General features: G+C 75.5%; 17 protein-coding genes and 1 tRNA gene. 7 read left to right on the forward strand and 11 right to left on the reverse strand.

Translation table 11 applies throughout. The features are described 5' to 3' along the window. The first annotated feature begins 83 nt into the window (after positions 1 to 83). Complete coding sequence (locus EV189_RS14845) at positions 84 to 782, forward strand: cellulose binding domain-containing protein (RefSeq protein WP_165400320.1); 699 nt, start codon at positions 84 to 86, stop codon at positions 780 to 782. A gap of 62 nt (positions 783 to 844) precedes the next feature. Here the strand turns inward: EV189_RS14845 and EV189_RS14850 are convergent, their stop codons facing one another. Genes EV189_RS14850 through EV189_RS14860 form a run of 3 tightly spaced genes read right to left on the reverse strand, consistent with a single transcriptional unit; the run spans position 845 to position 4,120 of the window. Next, complete coding sequence (locus tag EV189_RS14850) at positions 845 to 1,939, reverse strand: Gfo/Idh/MocA family protein (protein ID WP_130493683.1); 1,095 nt, start codon at positions 1,937 to 1,939, stop codon at positions 845 to 847. Then, complete coding sequence (locus tag EV189_RS14855) at positions 1,924 to 2,622, reverse strand: ThuA domain-containing protein (protein WP_130493684.1); 699 nt, start codon at positions 2,620 to 2,622, stop codon at positions 1,924 to 1,926. Before EV189_RS14855 ends, EV189_RS14850 begins: the two co-directional genes overlap by 16 nt. Positions 2,623 to 2,647: 25 nt before the next feature. Beyond that, a complete protein-coding gene (locus tag EV189_RS14860; RefSeq protein WP_130493685.1) occupies positions 2,648 to 4,120 on the reverse strand; it encodes a cation:proton antiporter domain-containing protein in 1,473 nt (490 codons plus the stop codon). Between the two features lie 143 nt (positions 4,121 to 4,263). On the opposite strand from EV189_RS14860, the gene EV189_RS14865 reads away from it, so the two are divergent. After that, positions 4,264 to 4,554, forward strand: a complete 291-nt coding sequence (locus tag EV189_RS14865; RefSeq protein WP_130493686.1) for a YciI family protein — start codon at positions 4,264 to 4,266, stop codon at positions 4,552 to 4,554. A 111-nt stretch (positions 4,555 to 4,665) separates the two neighbouring features. Here EV189_RS14865 and EV189_RS14870 read toward each other — a convergent pair whose 3' ends face one another. Both EV189_RS14870 and EV189_RS14875 read right to left on the reverse strand, forming a co-directional pair. Then, complete coding sequence (locus tag EV189_RS14870; RefSeq protein ID WP_130493687.1) at positions 4,666 to 5,286, reverse strand: GNAT family N-acetyltransferase; 621 nt, start codon at positions 5,284 to 5,286, stop codon at positions 4,666 to 4,668. Then, entirely contained in the window at positions 5,274 to 6,383 is a 1,110-nt protein-coding gene (locus tag EV189_RS14875; RefSeq protein WP_130493688.1) for an aminotransferase class V-fold PLP-dependent enzyme, read from the reverse strand. The genes EV189_RS14870 and EV189_RS14875 overlap by 13 nt, the downstream gene beginning before the upstream one ends. A gap of 62 nt (positions 6,384 to 6,445) precedes the next feature. Between EV189_RS14875 and ypfJ the strand changes: the two genes are divergently transcribed. Continuing rightward, entirely contained in the window at positions 6,446 to 7,342 is an 897-nt protein-coding gene (gene ypfJ / locus EV189_RS14880) for a KPN_02809 family neutral zinc metallopeptidase (RefSeq protein ID WP_130493689.1), read from the forward strand. 24 nt (positions 7,343 to 7,366) lie between these two features. On the opposite strand, the gene EV189_RS14885 is transcribed toward ypfJ, so the two are convergent. The 6 genes from EV189_RS14885 to EV189_RS14910 all read right to left on the reverse strand — a co-directional run bounded on the left by EV189_RS14885 (position 7,367) and on the right by EV189_RS14910 (position 11,144). Next, the gene (locus EV189_RS14885) at positions 7,367 to 8,386 is read right to left on the reverse strand and encodes a LacI family DNA-binding transcriptional regulator (RefSeq protein ID WP_130493690.1); all 1,020 of its coding nucleotides are present in this window, start codon (positions 8,384 to 8,386) and stop codon (positions 7,367 to 7,369) included. 92 nt (positions 8,387 to 8,478) lie between these two features. After that, positions 8,479 to 8,946: a hypothetical protein gene (locus EV189_RS14890; protein WP_130493691.1), complete on the reverse strand. Its 468-nt coding sequence runs from the start codon at positions 8,944 to 8,946 to the stop codon at positions 8,479 to 8,481. Between the two features lie 97 nt (positions 8,947 to 9,043). Further along, a tRNA-Thr gene (locus EV189_RS14895) sits at positions 9,044 to 9,116 on the reverse strand. A gap of 11 nt (positions 9,117 to 9,127) precedes the next feature. After that, positions 9,128 to 9,931: a hypothetical protein gene (locus EV189_RS14900; protein ID WP_130493692.1), complete on the reverse strand. Its 804-nt coding sequence runs from the start codon at positions 9,929 to 9,931 to the stop codon at positions 9,128 to 9,130. Positions 9,932 to 10,032: 101 nt separating this feature from the next. Further along, entirely contained in the window at positions 10,033 to 10,353 is a 321-nt protein-coding gene (locus EV189_RS14905; RefSeq protein ID WP_231116412.1) for a DUF3817 domain-containing protein, read from the reverse strand. Beyond that, positions 10,350 to 11,144, reverse strand: coding sequence for an SURF1 family protein (locus tag EV189_RS14910; protein WP_165400321.1), 795 nt, complete (start codon positions 11,142 to 11,144; stop codon positions 10,350 to 10,352). The genes EV189_RS14905 and EV189_RS14910 overlap by 4 nt, the downstream gene beginning before the upstream one ends. A 40-nt stretch (positions 11,145 to 11,184) precedes the next feature. On the opposite strand from EV189_RS14910, the gene EV189_RS14915 reads away from it, so the two are divergent. The 4 genes from EV189_RS14915 (at position 11,185) to EV189_RS14930 (ending at position 18,231) form a co-directional block, all read left to right on the forward strand. Then, a complete protein-coding gene (locus tag EV189_RS14915) occupies positions 11,185 to 15,132 on the forward strand; it encodes an FtsK/SpoIIIE domain-containing protein (protein WP_130493694.1) in 3,948 nt (1,315 codons plus the stop codon). Continuing rightward, positions 15,129 to 15,425: a WXG100 family type VII secretion target gene (locus EV189_RS14920; protein ID WP_130493695.1), complete on the forward strand. Its 297-nt coding sequence runs from the start codon at positions 15,129 to 15,131 to the stop codon at positions 15,423 to 15,425. Before EV189_RS14915 ends, EV189_RS14920 begins: the two co-directional genes overlap by 4 nt. Before the next feature lie 233 nt (positions 15,426 to 15,658). Then, on the forward strand, positions 15,659 to 16,765 hold the full coding sequence (locus EV189_RS14925; protein ID WP_130493696.1) for an ABC transporter ATP-binding protein: 1,107 nt from the start codon (positions 15,659 to 15,661) through the stop codon (positions 16,763 to 16,765). A 116-nt stretch (positions 16,766 to 16,881) separates the two neighbouring features. Beyond that, positions 16,882 to 18,231, forward strand: a complete 1,350-nt coding sequence (locus EV189_RS14930) for a DUF4032 domain-containing protein (RefSeq protein ID WP_130493697.1) — start codon at positions 16,882 to 16,884, stop codon at positions 18,229 to 18,231. Positions 18,232 to 18,456: the final 225 nt, after the last annotated feature.

Genomic DNA, 18,456 nt, shown 5'->3' on the forward strand with positions numbered 1-18,456 from the left:
GAACACCTGTGCAGCCCCTCGTCGCGGTGCTACAACAAGGCATCACATCTTGAGAGGACACCGTGATGAACCGCACACTGCGAGTGAGCACCCTCCTCGCGACCGTCGGCTCCGTGGGGCTCGGTGCCACTCCGGCGATGGCCGCGACGGCAGCGACCCAGTCGGCCCCGACGGTCTGCACCGCCGCGTACACCGTCACCGGCTCGTGGGTCGGCCGCCACCCCGGCTTCACCGCGCAGCTGCGCGTCGCCAACGTCGGCCTGCCGACGCTGCAGGGCTGGTCCGTCGTCTTCACCCTCCCCACGAGCACGCAGACCGTGCAGAAGCTCTGGGGCGGCACGGCGCAGCAGGCGGGCGGGAAGGTCACCGTCTCCCCCGCCTCCTACGACGGCACGCTCTACGCGCACCGCGCCCTGACGCTCGGCTACCTCGGCACCGGCAGCGGGCTCAGCGCGATCCCGTCCTCCGTGACGCTGAACGGCTCGAACTGCCCCGTCACCGTGCACTGGAAGGGCCTGCAGAGCCCCGCCGCGATCCTCGAGGGCGCCCTCCACGCGCAGGCCGCCGCCGGCGCCGTCTGGGGCACCACGCTGACGGACCTGCAGCACCGCATCGACCAGATGAAGGTCGACGAGTCGAAGCCGCGCAGCCAGGCGCAGGAGAAGGCGCACCTCGCGTCCTTCATCACCACGCTGCAGGCGAAGAAGGCGAAGAAGGAGGCCTCGCCCGACGCGCTGGCCTCCCTCATCGCGCTGGCGCAGGCGCTCTACGCGAGCCTCTAGCCAGCACCGCACCACGACGGAGGGCCGCCCCCGGCTGGGGGCGGCCCTCCGTCGTGCGGGGGTCAGTCCCGGCGCTCGAGCTCCTGCAGCGGTACCGCGCGCGGCCGCTCCACCGTGCTCGCGACCTGCTCGCTGCGCCCGCTCTGCGCGGAGCGCAGCAGCGACTCCATGACGTCCAGGACGTGGTACGCGAGGGTGCCGCTCGCCCGCGGCTCCTCGCCGGGCTCGAGGGCGAGGTCGGCCACGGCGTACCCGCGCCCGGCGTCGACGTAGCCCGCGCTGACGGGCAGCACCTCCCAGTCGTCCGCGCCGAGCCGCTTGAGCCGGACGTCGCCGCTGAACCGGTTGGGGTCCGGGACCTGCATCGACCCGGTCTCCCCGTGCACCTCGATGTTGGCCGCCGACGTGGCCACCGCGTCGAAGCTCATCACCAGCGTGGAGAGCACGCCGCTGCTGTGCCGCAGGATCCCCGTGACGTGCGTGTCCGTCGTCACGTCCACCTGCTCCCCCGCCCGCGGGCCCGAGCCGATGGTGCGCGTGGACCGGGTGCGGCTCGCCGAGCCGACGACCGACTCGACCGGCCCGAGCAGGGTCACCAGCGCCGTGACGTAGTACGGGCCCATGTCGAGCAGCGGACCGCCGCCCGGCTGGTAGTAGAAGTCCGGGTGCGGGTGCCAGCGCTCGTGCCCCGGCGTCACCATCGTGGCCGTGGCCGAGATCGGCGCGCCGAGCAGCCCGTCGTCGAGGGCCTTGCGCGCCGTCTGGATCCCCGTGCCCAGCACGGTGTCCGGCGCGCACGCAACGGCGAGCCCGCGCGCCGCAGCCTCGTCCAGGACACCGCGCGCCTCGAACGTGCTCGCGGCGAGGGGCTTCTCGCCGTAGACCGCCTTGCCCGACGCCAGGATCGCCGAGGCGACCTCGGCGTGCGCCGCCGGGAGCGTGAGGTTGACGACGAGGTCGACGTCGTCGCGCGCGAGCAGCTCCTCGACGCTGCCGGCGAAGACCCCCTCGCGCGTCGCGGCGACGGCCTGCGCCCGGGCGACGTCGAGGTCGGCGACCGCGGTCAGCCGCACCGCGGCGAGGCGGTCGAACGTCTCGAGGTACTGCGCCGAGATGACGCCGCAGCCGATGATCCCGACCCTCAACGGCTCGCCCACAGCAGCCCCCGCTCCACGATCGTCGTGACGTTGGGGTCGCGCAGCGTCTCCAGGTCGTGCCCGGGCGTCGCGACGAAGATCTTCCCCTCGCCCCACTGCCGCGTCCAGATCGCGGGCGACACGACCGGCCGGTGCCAGGGGTCCCACGGGCGCGCCGCGAGCGTCGTCGTCGCGAGCACGTCGCAGTAGGAGTCGGCGAGCACCCAGTACTGCTCGGTCGTCAGCTCGAAGTCCGCGAGCCCCTTGGTGACGGGGTGGTCCTGCGCCTCGGGGAGCATCTCCACCGTGTAGCGCAGGAAGTTGTCGCTCGCGTCGCCCTTGCGCTCCTCGGGCGCCTTGGGCGGGTGGCAGGCGAACTGGCCGCCCACGAGGTGGAGGTAGTCCGAGCTGTTCCGGTAGGAGTCGGCGATGCCGCCGTGCCACCCGGCGAAGCCGGTGCCGGCCGCCACCGCGGCGCGCAGCCCCTCGAGCTCGGCCTTCTCGATCGTCGTCATCGTCATGCACTGGACGACGAGGTCGGTGTCCCGCATCACGGCCTCGTCCGCGTAGACCACCGGCGACTCCTCGACGCGGACCTCGAACCCCTCCTCCCGCAGGTGCGGGATGAACAGCTCGGTGGCCTCGACGGGCGAATGGCCCTCCCAGCCTCCTCGGACGACCAGGGCGCTGCGCGTACGCGTCATGCCCCCATCCTGCGCCCGCCTTCCTTCACGCCGTGGACCGGGGGGCGAAGACGGTCTCGACGCTGCCGGCCTCCTCGTCCGGTGCCAGCACCACCACCTCGTCCCCCGGCTGCAGGCGCGTGCCGCCGCGCACCGGGACGAGCGCGCTCTCGCGCACGACGATGCTCACCCACGCGTCGTCCAGGCGGTCGCCGAGCTCGTCGATGGTCGCGCCGTCGGCGGACGACCCCTCCTCCACGCGCACCCGGTGCACACCACGCGGCTCGTCACGGAGCCGGACCCCGAGGGCCCAGGGCTCCGGCTCGCTCGTGCGGACCGGCAGCCGGAGGAGCCGCGTGGCCGCAGGCACGAGACCGCCCTGCACGAGCACGGAGAGCACCACCACGACGACCACGATGTCGAAGAGCCGGTCGGCCTGCGGCACGTCCGCGGCGCGCAGCATCTCGGCCAGCAGGATCGGGACGGCGCCCTTGAGCCCGGCGAACAGCACGAAGGCGAGCTCGTTGGGCCGCAGCCGCGCGGGCAGGAGGCAGACCCCGGCGCAGAGCGGGCGCACGACGACGGCGAGCACGGCGGCGAGCACCACCCCGGGGACGAGCACCTCGGCGCGCAGGAGACGGCCGAGGTCCACCGTCAGCCCCAGCAGGACGAAGGCGACGATCTCCCCGAGGCTGGCGAGCGCCGAGTGGAAGCGCTCGACCTCCCTCTTGTACGGGGCGTGCACGTCGCCGAAGAGGATCCCCGCGACGAACACCGCCAGGAAGCCGCTGCCGTGGGCGAGGCTCGCCGCGCCGAACAGCACGAACGCGACCAGGGCGGTGCGCAGCGGGTAGAGCGCCTCGCTGGGCAGCGGGATGCGCCGGGCGGTCAGCAGGAGGAGGCGGCCGCCGACGACCCCGACGGCGGCGCCCACGAGCATCTGCAGCACGAACTCGCCGGCGACGGAACCCAGGGCGCCGCTCGACACCCCGCCCGCCGACAGCAGGCTCGCCATCAGCGCGATGCCGACCGGGTCGTTGGCACCGGACTCGCCCTCGAGGATCGTGCCGCTGCGCCCCTCGACCTCGCGCTGCCCGAGCACGGAGAAGACCACGGCGGGGTCGGTGGGCGCGACAGCGGTGGCGACGAGCAGCGAGGCGTACGCCGAGAGCCCGAACGCCGTGTGCAGCAGCAGCGCGGCCCCCGCGGTGGTGAGGAACGTCCCGAGCACGCCGACCACCGCGATGGGCCCCGCTGCTGCCCGGAAGCGGCGTACGCCGATGTGCATGCCGCCGTCGAAGAGGACCAGCACCAGCGCCACGGTGACGACGTGCTCGACCGTCGTCAGGGCCGGGGCCGAGACGCCCGGCAGCAGGGTCGAGCAGAGGGCCGCGCCGAGCAGCAGGAGCAGCGGGGCGGGGATGCGCAGCCGCTCGGTGAGCCGGTTGGCGTAGACGGCCGCCAGCCCGGCCAGGGCGACCAGGGCGACCTGACCGGCGAAGTGGGAGGTGTCCGACAACGGAGGATCCTGTCTACCCGGCCCGACCGACCCGCGGGCGTGCGGGAGCGGCTGCCGACCAGGCTTCCCGGCGCACCGGCAGCCACCCTAGCCGCTGCCCCCCACCCTCCCCGTGATCATGCACGTCCTGGGAGATTGGGGGCATGGCCTACTTCCTGCTCGAGTACACCTACCCCGCCGACGTCGCCGAGCGGCGGGCGCCGTACCGCGAGGACCACCTCGCGCTCATCCGCGCCGCCACCGAGCGCGGCGAGCTGGTGCTGGCCGGCGCGGCCGGTGACCCCATCGATCGCGGGGTCCTCGTCTGGGACGTGGCGGACACCGGCCCCATCGAGCACTTCGTGACCTCCGACCCGTACGTCTCGGCGGGGATCGTGCTCGCGCACCGCATCGTGCCGTGGGCCGTCGTGGACGGGACGGCGTTCGGCCGCTGAGCCGGACGGTCAGCCGGCCGGCGCGGTGACCGCGACCGGCCGGCGGACCAGGCCGAGGACGGAGTAGGCCCGCAGAGCCGCGGCATTGTCGTCATCGGCCATGAGCGCGACTTACCCGCGCTGCTCCACCAGCTCGCGCACGAGCACCGCGCAGACCGCGCGCGCCAGCCCTCGCCCGCGGTGGTCGACCGCCGTCCCGACCCCGGCGACGAAGCCCACCGTCGGCGCTGACCACGCCTCGCAGGCGACGCTCACGGCCACTCCGGCGTCCCGGATGCCCAGCCAGCGCTGCACTCCTGGCACTCCGGGCGCCGCCCACGACCCCGGTGCCGCCTCAGCGAGCAGTGCAGAGACCTCCTCGTCGCCCACCGGCACGACCGCGTCCTCGCCCGGCTGCGGCGGCGGGGGCGTACGCGTGTCGAACCACGAGAACCTCCCCAGCACCGGCATGTCCAGCAGGGCGGCCACGGCCTCCACCTGCTCGACCGGACCGAAGAGCCGGTACGACGGGCCGCGCTCCCGCAGGACCTCGCACACCAGGTGGGCGACGTGCTCCAGGGAGCCCCGCGCCACGATCCGGTCGCGACGCGAGATCTGCGGCGCAGCAGCGGCAACGGCGTCCCCGTGCACCCAGACGCGCGCACCGCGCAGCCCGCCCTGGGCCGCCCACGCGAGCATCGGCTCGCCGTGCACCGCAGCGAGGATGTCCTGCGGGACAGTCAGTTCGCGCACTGCGCCACGGCCGCCACCAGACGATCGAGCTCGTCGACGTCGTTGTAGTAGTGCACCGAGGCGCGCACGAGGTCGGGGAGTCCGCGGTGCTGCAGGTCGAGCTCCGAGGTCGCGGAGTGCACGACGCTGGTGTTGATGCCGTCCTCCCGCAGCCGCAGGCGCACCTCGCCGGCCGCGAGTCCGGTGACCGAGAAGGTGACGATGCCGCCGCGCACCTCGCCCTTGTCATGGACCTGCACGCCGGGCAGCTCGGTGAGCCGGATCCTCAGCTGCTCGCCCAGCGCCGCGACCCGCGCCCAGGTCTCGCGGACGTCGAGCGCCAGCGCGTAGTCCGCGGCGGCGGCGAGTCCGAGCTGCAGGGCGGCGCTGCGCTCCCAGAGCTCGGCGTCGCGGGCTTGGGACCCAGAGGAGTCCCTGCGCACGAAGAGGAATCCCGTCCCCCGCGGGGCCCGCAGCCACTTGCGGCCCGTGCCGACGAGCGCGTCGCAGCCCAGCTCGCGCACGTCGACCGGCAGCTGGCCGACCGCCTGGCACGCGTCGACGACGTACGCCGCCCCTGCCTCGCGGGTCAGCCGCCCGACCTCCGCCGCCGGGTTGACCAGGCCGCCGGACGTCGGCACCCAGGTGAGCGCGACGAGGGCCACGTCGGTGTCGAGGGAGCGCTCGAGCGCCTCCAGGTCCACGGCGCCGGTCGCGTCGTCCTCCACCACCTCGAGCCGCGCGCCGGTCCGCGCGCACAGCGCCCGCAGGGCATCGAGCCCGTCGGGGTACTCCGAGCGCGCCGTCAGCACCCGCGCGCCGGGCCGCACGTCCAGCGCGCCGAGCGCCAGCTGGTAGCCCCTGGTGCAGCTGTCGGTCAGCGCCACCTCGTCCGCCGTCGCGCCCAGCAGGGCGGCCACCGATGCGTACGTGCCGGCGAGGCGGTCCGCGGCCTCCTCGGCCGCCTCGTACCCGCCGATCGTCGCCTCGCGGTGGAGGTGCCCGACGACGGCGTCGAGCACGGGCTGGGGCGCCAGCGACGCGCCGGCGTTGTTGAGATGGGTGACGGTCGCGCACCCGGGGGTCTCTGCGCGCAGCGCGGCGACGTCGAGCGGCACGCGGCGATCCTTCCACGGGCGGGGCGTGCATCCCGCGCCGCCTCCTGGGGCAGGGATCCCCCGTGCGACTCGGACAGGCGGGGCAGAGCGACGACGTCAGCTACGTCGGCGGGGGCGGCGGGCGCGGCGCCGGCGTGCCCCTGGCGATCGGGGGCGGCGGGCTCGGCATCGTCGGGGTCGTGATCGCGCTTCTCGTGTCGCTCACCGGCGGCGGAGGAGGCAGCGGGTACGGCGGTGTCGGGGACATCCTCGGCCGGATGTCCGGCGTGCCCGTGGCGCAGGGCGCGCAGGTCCCCTCGGCCGCGCAGGACGAGGTCGTCTTCCTCAAGGCGGTCGTCGGCGACGTCCAGGACTACTGGACCCGGCAGTTCAGCGCCTCCGGCCGCACCTACGAGCCCTCGAAGCTGCTCCTCTTCGACACGCAGTGGGCGAGCGGCTGCGGCCTCGCCGACGAGGCGACCGGGCCGTTCTACTGCCCGGCCGACAAGCGGGTCTACCTCGGCGTCTCGTTCTTCGACCAGCTGCGCACGAAGTACGGCGCGCCCGGCGACTTCGCCCAGGCGTACGTCGTGGCGCACGAGTACGGCCACCACGTCCAGGACCTGCTCGGCATCACCGGCCAGGCCGACCAGTACTCCCAGCAGCACGCGGCGCAGGCCAACGCCGTCTCCGTGCTCGTGGAGCTGCAGGCCGACTGCTTCGCCGGCGTCTGGGGCCACGACGCCCAGCAGCGCGCCGAGCTCGACCCCGGCGACCTGCAGGAGGCGCTGACGGCGGCCGCCGCCGTGGGTGACGACACCCTGCAGCGGCAGGCGCAGGGCTACGTCAACCCCGACACCTTCACGCACGGCACGGCGGAGGAGCGGCAGTCCTGGTTCCTCCAGGGCTTCCGCGCCGGCGACCCCGCGCAGTGCGACACCTTCGGCAAGGGCGCCGACGGGGCGGCGTCCAGCGCCTAGCGAGACTCCAGCAGCGCTCCTAGCTCAGACGCGGACGCCGGGCCCGGTGCTCGTCGAGCCGCGCACGACCAGCTCGGGCCGGAAGACGTACTCGGCGCGCGGCGAGGGCGTGCCGGCCAGCTCCTCGAGCAGGGCGCGGGCGGCCGCCTGCCCCATGACCTGCACGGACTGGCGGATGGTCGTGAGCGGCGGGTCGGTGAACGCCATGAGCGGCGAGTCGTCGTAGCCCACGACGCTGACCTCGCCGGGGACCGACAGCCCGCGCGCACGCGCGGTGCGGATCGCCCCGAAGGCCATGATGTCAGAGGCGCAGATGATCGCCGTGCACTCGCGGTCGAGCAGCCGGCCGGCCGCGGCCTGACCGCCCTCGACACTGAACAGCGTCGGCTCGACGAACTCGCTCGCGTCGTCGACCTCGAGCACCTGCTTCATCGAGCGCAGGAACCCCTCGACCTTGCGGATCACCGGCACGAAGCGCTCAGGGCCGACGGCGAGCCCGATCCGGCGGTGGCCGAGCGAGGCGAGGTGGCGCACCGCGAGGTCCATCGCCGCGACGTCGTCGTTGGAGATGAAGGGGGCGTCGAGCCCGTCCACGTAGCCGTTGATGAGGACGATGGGCAGGCCGCGCTGGCGCAGCTTGTGGTAGCGGTCGGGCGACATCCGGGTGTCGGCGTGCAGGCCGCTGATGAAGATGATGCCGGCGACGCCGCGCTCGAGGAGCATCTCGACGTACTCGTCCTCGGAGACCCCGCCGGGGGTCTGCGTGCAGAGCACGGGGGTGTAGTCCGACTGCGCGAGCACGGTCTCGATGACCTGCGCGAACGCCGGGAAGATGGGGTTGTCGAGCTCGGGGACGATGAGCCCGACCAGGCCGGCAGAGCGCTCTCTGAGCCGCGACGGGCGCTCGTAGCCGAGCACGTCGAGCGCGGTGAGCACCGCCTGCTTGGTGCTCGGTCCCACTCCCGGACGGCCGTTGAGGACGCGGCTGACGGTCGCCTCGCTCACGCCGGCGTGGGCGGCGATGTCTGCCAGCCGTGCCTTCATGCCCTGCATGCTAAGGGACGGGCCGTGACGGGCCGCGGCGCTCGCCTGCAAGATCTCTCACCCGCGTGGCGGACCCTGCTCCCGCAGCCGGTTCAGAGCGCCAGGTCGACGCGCGGAGGCGACGCCGGAGCGGCCTGCCGGTAGCGCTCGGCGACCGGCGCAGCCGGGGCCCGCGGCTCCCCCGGGGCGTCCGTCGCCCCGCTCGCCGCCCCTGTCGTCATCCCGGTCGCGACGGCCTCGTCCGCCGCCGCTGCTGCGGGGCTGCCCGGCACGCTGCCCGTGCCGAGCCACGACGAGACGGCCGAGGAGACCGCGGCCATGCCGGTCGCGCTGGCCTGCTGCAGGGCGGTGCTGGCGGCCGCGCCGGACAGGGCCGTCGAGGGGGGCGCCTGCTGGCCGGCGAGGACAGCGGCCAGCTCGGTGGAGGGCGCCCAGACCACGGCCTCGGAGCTGCCCGGGAGGGCGACGCCGGAGCCGCTGCCCGTGGTCGGTGCCGGGGCACCGGTCGGGCCGGGGCGGGTCGCGACGTACGAGGTGGAGGTGATCCCTGCGACCGGCATCCCGCACCCCCTCAAGCGTCCTCGCCCCAGCGTGCGCCGGGCGGCCGCGGCGCGGCAGGGGCCGTACGGGTGGTGCTCGGACCCGGAGGAGGTCAGGAGCCGACGGGGGGACTCGAACCCCCAACCGCTCGATTACAAGTCGAGTGCGCTACCAGTTGCGCCACGCCGGCGGACCCCGCCACTAGCGGCGGGCCGACCCCGATCGTAGGACCTGCCCGGCCGGGCCGCCGAGCACCTGCGGCAGGCGGGGCACCGGGAACTGGCGCAGGTCGACCACCGCGGGGCGCTGGACCGGCGCCAGCTCGGGCAGGGCGACGAGCCGCACGCGCCGCGCCTCGTAGCCGAGCCGGGCGCCGAAGTACTTCAGCCCGGGCGGCATGCCCAGCACGGCCTCGACGACGACGAAGCGGACGCCGTCGGCGATGAGGTCGGAGACGACCTCGGTGTGCAGCAGGTAGCGGACCTCGCTCGGGATCGCCGCCTGGCCGTCCTTCAGCAGCGTCTGGAGCAGGACGACCTCGCGGTCGAGCACGGCGGTCGCGGTGGCGACGACCCCTCCGGCGCGGCGGACCTCCCACAGCCCCTGGTGCCCGGGGGTGCCGCACCGGCGGGCGACCTCGTAGCCTGCGGCGCTCGCCCGGCGCACGTTGGTGCGCACGGCCTGCCGCTTGCTGCCGCGGAGGTACTCCTCCACGGATGCGGGCAGCTCGAGGACCGCGTGCGACGCGCTCCGCGCCCGCCACCCGCCCGTCCCGAGGGCCGACCGGATGGCGCGACCGCCGGCCGAGCCGCTCAGCGGGAGGTCCTGCACGGGGAGCTCGGCGACGAGGCGGAGCCAGGCGGGGACCCAGCCCGCGTGGCGCAGGGCGAACGCGCCGCGGCGCAGCGTCCCGCTGACCGCCGCCCCCTCCGTCGCGAGCCGCGAGGCTGCCGCGTAGGGGGCCCCGTCCAGGCGCACGAGCTCCTGCCGCTGCATCCCCCGCATGTCCCGGAACCTACCGGACACAGGAGACGCACAGGGGAACTCCACGGGGATCGACCCGGGAGGACGAGCCGGGCCCTGTCGTCAGTCGGCTGCGGTGTCGTTCAGGCCACCGACGCCCGCGCCCGGGTGTCGGCCACGACCCGCCGCTCCGCGACGAACGACATGGCCGGCACCGTCCCGGCCAGCAGCACGAGCAGCGTCTTGACGAGACCCCAGCGCTCCTTGAGCGCCAGGTTGACCCCGGTGACGCAGTAGACGATGTAGAGGTAGCCGTGCGCGATCCACAGGACCGAGTAGAAGACCGGCGTGCCGTGGGTGGCGAAGATGCCGAGGGCCTTCGCGACGAGCAGGACGGTGCCGGCGAGCAGCACGGTGCCGGTGACGTACGCCATCACGCGGTAGCGGAGCAGGGCGGATCTCACGGGGTCCTCTCGTCGGTGCGCACGGTCTCGGGGAGCTCGTCGGGTACGCGTCGCGGGCTCCCAGCGGCGGCCTCGCGCTCCAGCCCCTGCAGGGCGAGCGCGCGCCACCAGAGGAACACCGCGAAGGCGCCGAACGCCCACCACTGCAGGGCGTAGGCGAGGTTGCGCAGCCCGGCTGACGGGTCGGCGTGGCGCAGCCACAGCCCCACGCGCGCGGGTGCGTCCGGTGTCGACGGGGACTCCGCGGAGGCGACGAGCAGCCCGGGGTCGAACGGCCCGTCGACCCGCCCCAGCAGCTCGACCGGGCTCGCCGCGGTGGCCTGCCCCGGCGCGAGCGCGGGGTCGGGCTGGTCGAGGACGGGCTCGGTGGGCTGGAGCCGGCCGCTCACGAGCACCTCTCCGGCGGGCGCGGGCGGGGCTGCGACGGGGGTGCCGGCGACCCAGCCCCGGACGACGGTGACGACCGCGCCGCTGTCGAGCCGCAGCGCCGAGAGCACCCAGGACCCGCGCCGGCCGTGCAGCGCGCGGGCCGGGAGGACGAGCTGCCCGGCCGCGAGGTAGTGGCCGCGGGCCGTGACCGACCGGCCGGCCGCCGCGTCGGGGAGCTCGGTGGAGGGCTGCAGCAGCGTCGTCACGACCACGGGCGGCTGCGGGCGCTCGAGCAGCGAGCCGCGGCGCTGGGACTCCCAGCGGTCCCACTGCCACCAGCCGAGCGCGGCGCACGCGGCCAGCGCCACCAGCAGGGCCAGGTGGAGCGGCAGCGCTCGGGTTGTCCACAGGTCGCGCCGCACGGCTGCCACGCTACCGCCGCGGGCCGCACCATCTCCTGCGATGCGCATCACCCTGACCGTCCTCGACCCCGCCGCGCGGACGCGCGCCGACCTCGTGCTGACCGCCCCACCGGGCACGGGGGCTGCCGAGGCCGCCGAGCTCCTGCGCGCCGCGTTGCGCCCGGGCACGCCGCCCGCTCCCACGACGGTGTACGCCGGGCAGCGCCCGCTCCCCGCCTCCGGGCCGCTCGACGCCTGGCGGCTGGCCGAGGGCGCCGTCCTCTCGCTCGACGCGCCGGCCCGCTGGGGGCGCGCCCCCGCGGGGGAGGTCCCGCTGCTCGACGCCCCGCTCGCCGCGGACGGCACCCGGACGGTGTCGCGGCCACCGCGCCTGCTCGGCCCTGGCGTCGCGCCGAGCGTGCGGCTGCCCGCGCCCGCCCAGCCGCGCGCGCCCCGGCCGCTCCCCTGGCTGGTCGCGGCCGTGCCGGCGCTCGGCTCGCTGGGCTTCGCGGCCGTCTCGCGCAGCTGGGGCTTCGTCCTGCTCGGCGTGCTCGGCCCGGTCGCCCTCCTCGGCAGCGCCGCGCTCGACCGCCGGCGCGACGGGCGTGCCGCGGCGGGCGAGGCGGCGGCCGCGGCGGCGCGGCAGCGTGCGGTGGCGGCTGAGGTGGCCGGGCTCGCGGCCGCCGAGGCCGAGGAGCGGCGGGCGGCGCACCCGGGCCCGGACGAGCTCGCCGCCGTCGCGGCCGGGCCGGGCACCCGGCTCTGGGAGCGGCGGCACGACGACCCCGACGCCCTCGTGCTGCGCGTCGGCTCGGGTGGGCTCCCGGCCCGGCTCACCGTCGTCGCGCCGGACGGCGAGCCCGGGCACCCGCTGCTGGCGGACGTCCCGGTCACGCTCGACCTCGCGCGGGCGGGCGTCGTGGGCGTCGCCGGCCCGGGTGGCCGGCGCACCGTCGAGCAGCTCGTCGTCACGGCCGCGGTGCTGCACGCCCCCCGCGACCTCCAGGTCGTGGTCCTCTCCGCCGCAGTCGGCTGGGAGTGGGTGCGGTGGCTGCCGCACGCACGAGCCGGCGCGGGCGGGCGGCTCGCGGGAGGCAGTGCGGTGCTGGCGCACCGCATCGCCGAGCTCACGGCGCTCGTCGCGCAGCGGGCCGAGGACGACGGGGCCGCCCCCGACGTGCTCGTCGTCGTCGACGCAGCCCGGCGGCTGCGCGCGCTGCCCGGGCTGGCCGCGCTGCTCCGCGACGGCCCGGCGCACGGCCTCCGGCTCGTCTGCCTCGAGGCCGACGCGCGGGCGCTGCCGGAGGAGTGCGCCGCCACCGTGGTCGCCGACGGTGCCGGGCTGCTGCGCGTCGCCGAGGCGGGGCGGGACCCCGTCGACGGCGTACGCGTCGACCCCCTCCCGCCCGGCTGGGCCGAGGCGGTGGCCCGCTCGCTGGCCCCGCTGCGCGACGCGACACCGGACGACGAGGACGCCGGGCTGCCACCCGCCGCGCGCCTGCTCGACGTGCTCGGCACCCGGGCCACCGCGGAGGACGTGCTCGCGGGCTGGCAGCGGACGGGCGGGCGCAGCACGCGGGCCGTGCTCGGGGCGGGGCTCGACGGGCCCTTCGCCGTCGACCTCGCCGTCGACGGGCCGCACGCCCTCGTCGCGGGCACGACCGGCGCAGGGAAGAGCGAGCTGCTCCAGACCCTCGTCGCGAGCCTCGCCCTCGCCAACCGGCCGGAGGAGCTCGCCCTCGTGCTCGTGGACTACAAGGGCGGTGCCGCCTTCCGCGAGTGCGCGGCGCTGCCGCACACCGTCGGCGTCGTCACCGACCTCGACGGCGCGCTGGTGGAGCGGGCGCTCGCCTCGCTGCAGGCCGAGCTGCGGCGCAGGGAGCACGTCCTCGCGGCGGCCGGCGCGCGCGACCTCGACGACCACGTGCGCCGCTGCGGGCGAGGGGAGGCAGCCGGTCCCCCGCTCGGGCGGCTCGTCATCGTCGTCGACGAGTTCGCCGCGCTCGTGCGCGAGCTGCCGGAGTTCGTCACCGGGCTCGTCGACGTGGCCCAGCGCGGCCGCTCGCTCGGCGTCAGCCTCGTGCTCGCGACGCAGCGCCCCTCCGGCGCCGTCTCGCCCGAGATCCGCGCCAACGCCTCGCTGCGCGTCGCGCTGCGCGTGTCCGACGCCGGCGAGAGCACCGACGTCATCGACGCCCCGCACGCGGCACGCATCCCGCGCACGCTCCCCGGCCGCGCGTACGCCCGCCTGGGTCCCGGTGTCCTCGTGCCCTTCCAGGCGGGCCGGGTCGGCGGTCCGGCGCCGGGCGCGCTCCCGGCACCCCGCGCCACGGTCACGCGCCTGGACGAGGCCGGGCCCACCGCCCCCGCTGCCGAGGAGCACGCCGCCACCGACCTCGCGCAGCTGGTGAGTGCCGTGCGCGAGGCCGCGGCCCGCTGCGGTGCCGCCCCGCCGCCGCGCCCCTGGCTGCCGCCGCTGCCGCCCGCCCTCGCGTACGCCGCCGACGGCGCGCTCGGCCTGCTCGACCTGCCCGAGCTCCAGGACCAGCAGCTCCTCCGCCTGCCGCTCGAGCCGGCGCGCCACCTCGCCGTCGTCGGCTCCCCGCGCTCCGGCCGCAGCACGACCCTGCGCCTGCTCGCCGTGGCCCTCGCCGACAGCCGCTCGCCGGACGACCTGCACCTGCACCTGCTCGACTGCGGCGGCGGGAAGGGGCTCGCCGCCCTGGCCGCGCTCCCGCACGTCGGCGCCGTCGTCGGGCGCGACGAGCCCGAGCGCGCGGCCCGCCTGCTCGACCGGCTGGTCGCGGAGGTGCAGCAGCGCCAGCGCACTGGCGTCGCGGGCCCACGCACGGTGCTCCTGCTCGACGGCTGGGAGGGCTTCGACGCGACGCTGGGCGAGCTCGACGGCGGCCGGCTGGGCGACCTCGTGCACCTGCTGCTCCGCGAGGGCCCGTCGGTCGGCGTCTCCGTCGTCGTGTCCGGCGACCGCGCGCTGCTCGCCGGGCGCCTCGGCAGTGCGCTCGAGGCGCGGCTCGTGCTCCGGCTCCCGGAGGGGTCGGACTGGTCGCTCGCGGGCGTACCCCGCTCGGCGGTGCCCGGTCCGGGAGCGCCGCCTGGCCGGGCCGTCGCCGTGGGCCTCGGCCCCGGGCCGCCGCGCCACGCCCAGCTCGCTCGGCTCACGGACGAAGAGGCCCGCCGGTCCCGCGGTCGCCCGCTGCGTACGCCGCCGTGGCGGGTGGACCCGGTGCCCCGGCGCTCCTCGTTCGCCGAGGCGTGGGCGCTGCGGCCGGAGGCCCCCTCGCCCGCGTGGGTGCCCCTCGGGCTCGGCGGCGACGAGCTGGCCGCGCTGGGGCCGGACCTCTCCGCCGGGGTCGGCACGTTCGTCGTCGCCGGCCCGCCGCGCTCGGGGCGGACGACGGCCCTGCTCACCGCCGCGGTCGGCGCGCTCCGCCGGGGGCTCGGGCTCGTGGTCCTCGGACGGGCGCCCGCGCTCGCGGTGCTCGGGACGCCGGCCACGCTGCTGGCCGACCCCTCCGCCGACGAGCTCGCGACCGCCCTGCTAGCGCTCCCCCCCGGCCGCGGAGCGCTGCTCGTCGACGACGCGGAGACCTACCGCGACGCCGCGTGCCGGGACGTGCTGCTCGCCGCCGTCCGCGCGGCCGCCCAGGGCGGTCCACCGGTGCTGGCCGCGGGGGACGCCGAGGCGCTCGCGTCGGGCTTCACCGGCTGGCACGCCGAGCTGCGCCGGGCCCGGCGCGGGCTGCTGCTCTGCCCGCAGGGCCTGGCCGACGGCGACCTCGTCGGCACCCGCGTCCCGCGCAGCGCGACCGGCGGCCCGCTGGACCCCGGCCGCGGGCTCCTCCACCTCGGCGACGGGCGGCTCGTGCCCCTCCGCGTCGCGTCGTCCACAGGCGCCGACCTGCCTGTGGATGACGCGAGCGGGCCTGGTGCCGCCCGGTCCACGATGCACCCGTCAGCACCCCACCCCCTCGCGAGGAGCACCCCATGACCAACCTCAACGTCACCTACGACCAGATGCGCACCGCGGCGACCTCGCTGCGGACGGGCCAGGCCGACATCGAGACGACGCTCACCCGGCTCAAGGGCCTCGTCGACACGCTCGTGAGCGACGGCTACACGACCGACGGGTCCAGCGTCGCCTTCCAGTCGTCCTACGAGGAGTTCACCACCGGCGCGAAGAACGTCATCGAGGGGCTCACCGGCATGGGGGCCTACCTCACCGGGGCGGCGGACACCTTCGACGCCGCCGACCGCCAGCTCGCCGCCGCGCTCAAGCGCTGAGCCCGAGGGCCGGGGAGCCGCCAGGCTCCCCGCCCGCGCGGCTGCTCGTCGCTTCCTGCTGCCCAGCTGCTCGCAGCACAGGTCACGGTCGCGTCACGAACCCCGCCCGCCCTGCTCAGCACCCTTCCCACGGCCGCCGCAGCGCCGTACTGTGCGGGGACCCGTGGGCGGTCCTCGCCCGCGGCCCTCCACTCGGATCGTCCGGCACGTTCCTGCCGGTGAAGGGGAAGCTCATGGCAACCGTGTCCTTCCGCAAGGCCTCCCGGATCTACCCGGGCACTGAGAAGCCTGCGGTCAACGCCCTCGACCTCGAGATCGGCGACGGCGAGTTCCTCGTCCTCGTCGGCCCGTCCGGCTGCGGCAAGTCCACCTCGCTCCGCATGCTCGCGGGCCTCGAGGAGGTCAACTCCGGCAACATCTTCGTCGGCAACCGTGACGTCACGGACCTGCCCCCGAAGGACCGGGACATCGCGATGGTGTTCCAGAACTACGCGCTCTACCCCCACATGACGGTCGCCGAGAACATGGGCTTCGCGCTCAAGATCGCCGGCGTCCCGAAGGAGGAGCGCGCCCAGCGCGTCCGCGAGGCCGCCAAGCTGCTCGACCTCGAGCAGTACCTCGACCGCAAGCCGAAGGCGCTCTCCGGCGGTCAGCGCCAGCGCGTCGCCATGGGTCGCGCGATCGTCCGCTCGCCGCAGGTCTTCCTCATGGACGAGCCGCTCTCCAACCTCGACGCGAAGCTCCGCGTGCAGACCCGCACCCAGATCGCCTCGCTGCAGCGCCGCCTCGGCGTCACCACGGTCTACGTCACGCACGACCAGGTCGAGGCCATGACCATGGGCGACCGGGTCGCGCTGCTCAAGGACGGCGTCCTCCAGCAGGTCGACACGCCGCGCCACATGTACGAGAAGCCCGCCAACGTCTTCGTCGCCGGCTTCATCGGCTCCCCGGCCATGAACATCACCCAGTTCCCGCTGGTGGACGGCGGGGCCGACCTCGGCCACGGCGCCCACTTCCCGGTCGCCCGCGCGGCCGTGGACCAGGTGGCCGGCGAGAGCTCGATCACGGTCGGCTACCGGCCCGAGTCCCTCGACGTCGTGTCGCAGGGCACCGAGGGCTCGTTCCCCGTCGTCGTCAACGTCGTCGAGGAGCTCGGCGCCGAGGGCTTCGCGTACTGCTCGTTCATCGACGCCAACGGCCAGCCCACCGGCCTCACGGACGTCATCGTCCGGGTGCACCCGCAGGCGGTGCCGATGAAGGGCGAGCGCATCTACCTGCGCATCCGCGCCGGCCAGGAGCACCTGTTCTCGACGTCGACCGGCCTGCGCCTCAACGTCTGAGCAGCCCCGCACCACCAGGAGGGCCGTCCCCGTCGGGGGCGGCCCTCCTGCCGTCGGCAGCGGACCCGGCGCGCGGTGCGCGGCGCGGGAGCCCGTGGCGCTGCCACACTGGGCGCGTGGCGCTCGAGATCACCGCCGTACGCGACGGCCAGCTCCTCCTCGACCTCCCGTGGTCGGTCCCGCTGGAGGAGTGGCCGGAGGAGCGGATCGTCGCGCTCCCCCGCGGCATCTCGCGGCACACCGTGCGGTTCGTCCGGCTCGCCGGCCAGGTGTACGCCGTCAAGGAGGTGACCGACCGCTACGCGGAGCGCGAGTACCGGCTGCTGCGCGACCTCGAGCGGCTCGAGGTCCCGAGCGTGGAGCCGGTGGCCGTCGTCACCGGGCGCACCGACCGGGACGGCGAGGAGCTGCTCGCCTGCCTCGTCACCCGGCACCTGCAGTTCTCGCTGCCCTACCGCGCGCTGTTCTCGCAGACGCTGCGCCCGGACACCGCCAACCGCCTGCTCGACGCGCTGACCGCGCTGTTCGTCCGGCTGCACCTCGCCGGGTTCTACTGGGGTGACTGCTCGCTGTCGAACACGCTGTTCCGGCGCGACGCGGGAGCGTTCGCCGCGTACCTCGTCGACGCCGAGACGGGTGACCTGCACGACGCCCTCACGGACGGGCAGCGGGCGATGGACATCGAGGGCGCGCGCATCAACATCATCGGCGAGCTCATGGACCTGCAGGCGGGCGGGCTGCTCGAGGAGGACGTCGACCCGATCCACCTCGGCAACGCCATCGAGCGCCGCTACGTCCGGCTCTGGCAGGAGCTGACCGGCAGCCAGGAGCTGGACTTCGACGAGCGCTACCTCATCAACGCCCGGGTGGAGCGGCTGAACGAGCTCGGCTTCGACGTCGGTGAGCTGCAGATCGTCACCGACTTCGACGGCTCGACCGTGCACATCCAGCCGAAGGTCGTCGACGCGGGCCACCACAGCCGCCGCCTGCTCCGGCTCACCGGGCTCGACGTCGAGGAGAACCAGGCGCGGCGGCTGCTCAACAGCCTCGACCAGTACGCCGCGGAGACCGACCGGCAGAACGACGACGAGGAGCTCGTCGCGCACGACTGGCTGGCCCGGGTCTTCGAGCCCGTCGTCCGCGCGGTGCCGCGCGACCTTCGCGGGAAGCTGGAGCCGGCCGAGGTCTTCCACGAGGTGCTCGAGCACCGGTGGTTCCTGTCGGAGCAGGCCCGCCGCGACGTCGGCCTGCAGGCCGCGCTCGAGGGCTACCTGCGCGACATCCTGCCGAAGAAGCGCGACGAGCAGGCCGTGCTGCCGCAGGACGACGACATGGCCGCGCTGCTCGGCAGCGGGGACGACGACGAGCTGGGCGACGACGAGCTCGAGGACGGGGAGCTCGAGGACGGGGAGCTCGAGGACGGGGAGCTCGACGGCGGCGGGCTGGACTCACCCCTGCCCCGGTGATCATGCAGATCCTTTGGGCGAGGGTGCGGGCCTGCCCCCTCACGCGGTGATCATGCACTTCCTGGGGAGGTACGGGACGCCCTCCCGGGTGATCATGCACATCCCGGGGCTCCTGCTGTGGTGCTCGTCCGCGGACGCGCGGGCACCCGCCCCTCCTCGTGATCATGCACATCATGGGCCTTCCTGACGTCGCGATCATGCAGATCCTGAGCGGCCGAGCGCTTC

The sequence above is a fragment of the Motilibacter rhizosphaerae genome (assembly GCF_004216915.1).
Taxonomy (GTDB): domain Bacteria; phylum Actinomycetota; class Actinomycetes; order Motilibacterales; family Motilibacteraceae; genus Motilibacter; species Motilibacter rhizosphaerae.

Bases quoted from the DNA above. Each gene is read 5' to 3' on its own strand.
- EV189_RS14855 (WP_130493684.1), bottom strand. From the start codon at position 2,622: ATGACGCGTACGCGCAGCGCCCTGGTCGTCCGAGGAGGCTGGGAGGGC.
- EV189_RS14865 (WP_130493686.1), top strand. From the start codon at position 4,264: ATGGCCTACTTCCTGCTCGAGTACACCTACCCCGCCGACGTCGCCGAG.
- EV189_RS14885 (WP_130493690.1), bottom strand. From the start codon at position 8,386: ATGAAGGCACGGCTGGCAGACATCGCCGCCCACGCCGGCGTGAGCGAG.
- EV189_RS14890 (WP_130493691.1), bottom strand. From the start codon at position 8,946: ATGCCGGTCGCAGGGATCACCTCCACCTCGTACGTCGCGACCCGCCCC.
- EV189_RS14900 (WP_130493692.1), bottom strand. From the start codon at position 9,931: ATGCGGGGGATGCAGCGGCAGGAGCTCGTGCGCCTGGACGGGGCCCCC.
- EV189_RS14915 (WP_130493694.1), top strand. From the start codon at position 11,185: ATGCGCATCACCCTGACCGTCCTCGACCCCGCCGCGCGGACGCGCGCC.
- EV189_RS14920 (WP_130493695.1), top strand. From the start codon at position 15,129: ATGACCAACCTCAACGTCACCTACGACCAGATGCGCACCGCGGCGACC.
- EV189_RS14925 (WP_130493696.1), top strand. From the start codon at position 15,659: ATGGCAACCGTGTCCTTCCGCAAGGCCTCCCGGATCTACCCGGGCACT.